General features: G+C 72.3%; 6 protein-coding genes. 4 read left to right on the forward strand and 2 right to left on the reverse strand.

Annotation, left to right across the window (positions count from 1 at the left end; genetic code table 11):
• The 4 genes from IJH84_RS10600 to IJH84_RS10615 form a co-directional block, all read left to right on the forward strand.
• Positions 1-244 (forward strand): Mut7-C RNAse domain-containing protein (locus IJH84_RS10600; protein ID WP_295143380.1); only part of this gene is annotated, 244 nt, incomplete at its 5' end.
• A 150-nt stretch (positions 245-394) separates the two neighbouring features.
• Complete coding sequence (locus IJH84_RS10605) at positions 395-1135, forward strand: response regulator transcription factor (protein WP_200068542.1); 741 nt, start codon at positions 395-397, stop codon at positions 1133-1135.
• Positions 1132-2256, forward strand: coding sequence for a sensor histidine kinase KdpD (locus IJH84_RS10610; RefSeq protein WP_295143384.1), 1125 nt, complete (start codon positions 1132-1134; stop codon positions 2254-2256). The genes IJH84_RS10605 and IJH84_RS10610 overlap by 4 nt, the downstream gene beginning before the upstream one ends.
• A 346-nt stretch (positions 2257-2602) precedes the next feature.
• The gene (locus IJH84_RS10615) at positions 2603-3871 is read left to right on the forward strand and encodes a hypothetical protein (protein ID WP_295143387.1); all 1269 of its coding nucleotides are present in this window, start codon (positions 2603-2605) and stop codon (positions 3869-3871) included.
• Positions 3872-4087: 216 nt separating this feature from the next.
• On the opposite strand, the gene IJH84_RS10620 is transcribed toward IJH84_RS10615, so the two are convergent.
• Together IJH84_RS10620 and IJH84_RS10625 are read right to left on the reverse strand one after the other, a co-directional pair.
• Entirely contained in the window at positions 4088-5167 is a 1080-nt protein-coding gene (locus IJH84_RS10620) for a sensor histidine kinase KdpD (protein WP_295143390.1), read from the reverse strand.
• 316 nt (positions 5168-5483) lie between these two features.
• On the reverse strand, positions 5484-5949 hold a 466-nt coding region (locus IJH84_RS10625), incomplete at its 5' end, for a helix-turn-helix transcriptional regulator (protein ID WP_295143393.1).

The following is a 5949-nucleotide window of genomic DNA, read 5'->3' on the forward strand; positions in this document are numbered from 1 at the left end:
CGACCAGCTCGCCGACGTGCTCGACCGGTTCGCACCACCGCTGGCACCGTGGACGCGCTGCACCGCGTGCAACGGCGTGCTGCGCGCGGTGCCCAAGACGTCGGTCACCGGCGAGATCCAGCCGGGCACCCGGCGCACCTACGACCGCTACGCCCGCTGCCCCGACTGCGGCCGGGTGTACTGGCGCGGCGCCCACTCACGCCGCATCGCGAAGATGATCCGCGCGGCCGTTCCCGGCCGGTGAGAGCAGCCCGATTCGGCAAGCCTCGCCGAATCGGGCGAAGCGGAGCTACGAGGGCCGAGTAGGCTGCGCTGGCAGCATGATCGAACGCCGCATGATCGACAGCAGTGTGCTCGAACCGAGGATCGAACGCGGGACAGGACGGACCGGGAGATGACGCAGCCGGGAAGCGGACCGGACGGCGCACCGCCCACCGCAGGGCCGCGCATCCTGGTGGTGGACGACGACCCCACGGTCGTCGAGGTGATCACCGGATACCTGCACCGGGCGGGCCACACCACGGTCGTCGCCTCCGACGGCGGCATCGGCCTGCAGCTGGCGCACCAGCTCGGGCCCGATCTGATCGTGCTGGACCTGGGGCTTCCCGGCATCGGCGGGATCGAGTTCTGCCGCAGGCTGCGCGGCACCAGCAGCACCCCCGTGATCATGCTGACGGCGCTGGGCGAGGAGGAGGACCGGCTGCGCGGCCTGGAAGCGGGCGCCGACGACTACCTCACCAAGCCGTTCAGCCCGCGCGAGCTGGTGATGCGCGTGCAGTCGGTGCTGCGCCGCACCATGGCGATGCCGCCGCAGCAGGCCGCGGCACCGCGCCGGGCGGGCGACCTGGTGGTGGACCAGAACGCCCGCGTGGTCACCAAGGCGGGCCGCGAGCTGACGCTGACGAACAAGGAATTCGAGCTGCTGGCGTACCTGATCGACCACCCCGGCCAGGTGTTCCGCCGCGACGAGCTGATGCGCGAGGTGTGGTCGCACGACATCGGCGACGCCTCCACCGTCACCGTCCACGTGCGGCGGCTGCGGGAGAAGATCGAGGACAACCCGTCGCGCCCGCTGGTGCTGGTGACCGTCTGGGGCGTCGGCTACCGGTTCGACCCGCCCGCCGAGGCGCGATGAACGCCTGGCAGACCGCCCTGATCGTGCTGATCTCGCTGTGCGAATCGGCGGGCATCGGGCTGATCGGCATGGTCGTGCTGCGGCTGCTGCGGCGCTACTCGCTCGGGGTGTCGCTGATCGCGGTCGTGGTGATCACGGTGCTGGCGATGAACACCAGCCTGCTGACCATGATGCTGGCGACCCGCTCGGCGCAGCTGCCCGCCGGGGTGGACCTGCTCGCCAGCTGCGTGGCCGGTGCGGTCTCCATCGGGATCGGCCTGGTGCTGGGCCGGTCGGTGATGGCGGGCAGCGCCCGGCTGGCCAGCGCCACCCGCGAGTTCGGCACCGCGCAGCGGTTCCGGCCGCCGGAGGACCCGCCGACCGCGGAACTGGCCGAACTGGCCAGGGAACTGCGCATCACCAGCGACAAGCTCGCCGAGTCGCGGCGGCGCGAGCAGACCGCCGAGGCATCCCGCAGGCGGCTCGTCGCGTGGATCTCGCACGACCTGCGCAGCCCGCTGGCGCGGATGCGGGCGATGACCGAGTCGGTGCAGGACGGGGTCGCCACCGACCTGCCGCGCTACGTCGCCCAGATCCGGGCGGACGCGGACCGGCTGGCCGAGATGGTGGACGACCTGTTCGAGCTCTCCCGCATCCAGGCGGGCACGCTGCCGCTGCAACCGCAGCGGCTCGCGCTGGACGACCTGATCAGCGACGTGGTGGCCGGGCAGGAGGTGCTCGCCGGGCAGCGCAACGTGACGCTGCGGCCCGCGCGGATCGACCAGGTGACCGTCTCGGTGGACGAGCGCACGATGAGCCGCGCGTTCAACAACCTGCTGAACAACGCGATGCACTACAGCCCGGAGGGCACCACCGTCTCGCTCGACGTGCGGGCGGACGGCGGCTGGGCGACGGTCTCGGTCGCCGACGAGTGCGGTGGCATTCCGCCGGAGAACCTGGGTTCGGTGTTCGACATGGGCTGGCGCGGCAACTCGGCGCAGCGCTCCGGCAACAACAAGGGCGGCGGCCTCGGGCTGGCGATCGTGCAGGGCGTCGTGCAGGCGCACCGGGGCCGGGTGTCGGTGCACAACGTCCCCGGCGGCTGCTGCTTCCAGGTTCAGCTCCCGCTGGTGACCGCCTGATCGCTTCGAACGGCCTTCGACTGATCTCGCCGCGCGGGCAGGCGTGCGGCTTCCGCATGTGCCGCAGGAAACGATGACCGGCGCGCAGGCGCACTGTTACGATCAAGGTACGTCGCGTACCAGCGATCAGCAGGCACAAGACGAAAACCAGGCGGTGGCACTCGCACGGACGGCGAGGTTCTCGCCGGGCAGATTCCCGCTCCCGGTAACGTGTCGCACAGCTAAGTCGCAGAGTGGGGGTGGCCCGGTGCCGTCGTTCTCCGCGCCCGATGAGGAGCCAGGGGGCCGATCCGCTGGGCGTGCCGAACAGCCCGCCGACCGGCCGGACTGGTCGAACGACCACACCATGCCCATCCGCCGGCCCCGGCAGGGCCGCTGGAGCGACCGGAAACTCCTGGTGCTGGCCTGCGTCAGCGGGTTGGTGCTGATCCTGCTGCCGCCGCTGCTGTTCACCGTCCTGCGCCCGCTGGGCTCTTCCTTACCCGGCAGCGGGTCGCCCGGTGTGCCCGCCGGCGGCCCGGCCGAACCGCCGATGCCGCCCGCGCAGCTGTCCGAACCGATGCCCGCCGCGCCGGCGAACCTGGACAGCACGAACCGGCTGGTGGTGCTGGCCCGCGGCTGGAACGGCGAGGTCCAGCGCACCTTCCAGCGCGAACCCGGGAGTCAACCGGTCGACTGGCACCCCGCGGACACGCCACCGGGCCGCAAGATCGTCGGTCAACCGGTGCTCGCCAAGAGCGCGGACGGCAAGATGTCCGGCTTCGCGATCAGCACGGACGGCCGCCCGCTGTTCGCGGACGACATCTCGTCGACCGCGGCGCACCTGCCGGAATGGCGGGAGCTGCCCGGTCAGCGGCTGCAGGGCACTCCCGCCGCGATGCAGGCCCAGGACGGCAGGTTCGTCGTGTTCGCCAGGGACGTCGACGGGGCGCTCTGGGAGACGCACCAGCTCGCGCCCGCCGGTGCGGATTGGAGCAAGTCGCAGCGGTTGGACTTGCCGCCCGTGCAGGGCGATCCGGTGGTTTTCCGGGACATCCACGACAAGCTGCGGGTGTTCGCCCTCGGGGAGGGCGGTGCGGTGCACACGCTGACCGAGACCGGACCCGACACCTATGCCGGCGACCGGCTCCCGGGAGCGGTCGCCGGATCCTCGCCCGCGGTGGCCTGCGACGGCCAGGGGCGGCTGCAAGTGTTCACCGTCGGCATCGACGGGGCGTTGTGGCACACCAACGAAACCGGCCCCGCCTCCGGCGAGTGGGTCGACTGGCGCCCGCTCGGCGGGAAGGGGCAGTTCACCGGCGAACCGCTCGTCGCCGCGGACCCGCACAACACGGTGGGCGTTTACGCCATCAACAAGGCGGACGGGTCGCTGATGCACAGCTTCCAGGTCGGTATGGCGAAAGAAGGCTGGGCGGAGCCGTTCACGCTGCTCGGCAGCCTCACCCAGCTGGAAGCCGTGGCGCCGGACGTCAACGGGCACATGGTGGTGTTCGGCATCGGCATCAACGGTGCGATGGAGCAGAACTACCAGACCAAGCGCGCGGGAGGCCCGTGGAAGGGCTGGATGCACAGCTTCGGCGGCACGTTCCCGCAGGAGCAGTCGAGCTCTCCCTGAGCGTCCGAAGTGGACGGATGGTCCGGAGCGGCCGGGTCGTCCGGAGCAGTCGAGTCGTCCGGAGCAGTCGAGTCGTCCGGAGCGCTCGGGTTGTCCGGCGCGGCCGGATCGCCCGGAGCGGCCGGGGCGCCCGGCACGGCCGGATCGCCCGGAGCAGCCAGGTCGCCCGGAACGGCCGGGTGATCCGGAGCGCTCGGGTGATCCGGAGTTGTCGCGTCATCCGGAGCGGTCGGGGCCGCTGAGCGGGACGCGGACCTCGAAGCAGCATCCGCCGCCGCTGTTGCGCACCGCGATCTCCCCGCGCTGCGCCACGACGAGCCCGTGCGCGATCGCGAGCCCGAGCCCGCCGCCCTCGTCCTCGCGGACCTGCCCGCCGCGCCAGCCCACCTCGAACACCGAATCCAGGTCCTGTTCGGGAATCCCGCCGCATTCGTCGCTGATCGACACGACCGCCCACCGCTGCCCGGCGGAGCCACCGCTCTCGCGCCAGGTGTCGATCGAGACCGCTGCGCCGCCGTGCCGGATCGCGTTGGTGAGCAGCTCACGCATCACCCGCGCCATCGCCTTGTGATCGACCACCGCCACCACCGGCTCCATCCGGCCTGCCGAGAGCTGCACGCCGCCCTCGGCCGCGGCATCGCCGAGTTCGGCCACGGCGTCGCTGACGAAATCGTCCAGCGCCGCGTCCGACGGGGTCAGCGTCACCGCGCCCGCCTGGATGCGGGAGAGCTCGAACAGGTCGTCCACCAGGGTGGTCAGCCGCCGCACCTCGTTCTGCACCTGCCCCAAGTACCGGGATCGGTCGACGAGCACGCCTTCCTGCGCGGACTCCGCGATCGCCCGCAGCCGCGCCAGCGGGGTGCGCAGGTCGTGCGCGAACCAGCTGACCAGCTGGCGCCGGGCGTCTTCCGCGGCGCGCCGGTGCTGCCTGGCCTCGGCGAGTTCCGCGTTGGCCGCGACCAGCTGCCGGGCCAGCGCGGAGGTCCGCCCGTCGCAACCGCGGGCATCGGGTCCGCGCAGCACCGAGCGGCCGAGCAGCAGCCCGATGCCGGTCGAGACCACGCCGGACGCGCACACCACCAGCACCGCGACCTCCGCGTCGGGTGCGGGACGCGCCATCAGCAAGGCCGCGACGATGCTCACGATCAACGCGGCAACGGTCGTGCCCAGCACGGCGGCCAGCTGGTGCTCGACCCGGCGGCCGCGCAGCGACCGCAGCACCGCGGCGCCGAGCAGCCCGACCCCGCTCGACTCGCAAGCGGCGATCAGCACGGCCTGCAACGGAGAGCAGTTCATGACAGCGCCGCACGGGTCGGATCTTCCGGAATGAACGGACCGATCGCCCAATCTATTCGGACGAACAGTCCGTTCACTCCGGTCGAACTGCGCGGATTGCTCGGCGCACCCCGCGGTAAGCCCGCGCTGTACCGAGCCCGGCGGCCGCTCCCGTCGCGCGAGCATTCGCGTGGAAGGGCTCGTCGCCGCTGAGTCGGCGTGGCGATGCTGCCCGGCTGCGTCACGTTGTTCCTCGCAAAAGCTTGCGGTTGTTCCTCGCCGCCGCGGACGGTGCGCGCGCAGCCGGGTCGCCCCGGACGTCGAAGTCCGGGCTGGGTCATACCGCGCGATCGGTCACCGGGGCGCCTGCGCGCCCGTGCAGGTTCGCCGCCACCAGCTCGACCCGGCTGCGGCAGCCGGTCTTGGCGAAGAGCCTGGTCAGGTGCGCTTCGACGGTCTTCTCGCTGACCCCGAACTCGCTGGCGATGCGGCGGTTGGTGCAGCCGCTGCCGATCAGTTCGACCATCCGCACCTCGATGGCCGACCATCCCCGTTCCGACCGGTCCCGTTCCGGTCGGCCCCGTCCCGGCCAGCCCCGTTCGGGCCGCGCGGCTTCGCCCGCCGTGCACCGCGACCGCGCGGGCACGCGCGGCTGCATCGGGCGCACCACGGTGCCGACGCGCATCCGCCGGACCACGGCCGGCTCCTCAGCCGCGGCGCTCGCCGCGAGCGCGGGGCACAGGCAGCCGAACCGGCCCCACTCGTCACCGACCAGCGCGCCCCGCGCCACCAGCTCGCGCAGC

This window comes from Saccharopolyspora sp. (assembly GCF_017434145.1).
GTDB lineage: Bacteria > Actinomycetota > Actinomycetes > Mycobacteriales > Pseudonocardiaceae > Saccharopolyspora_C > Saccharopolyspora_C galaxeae.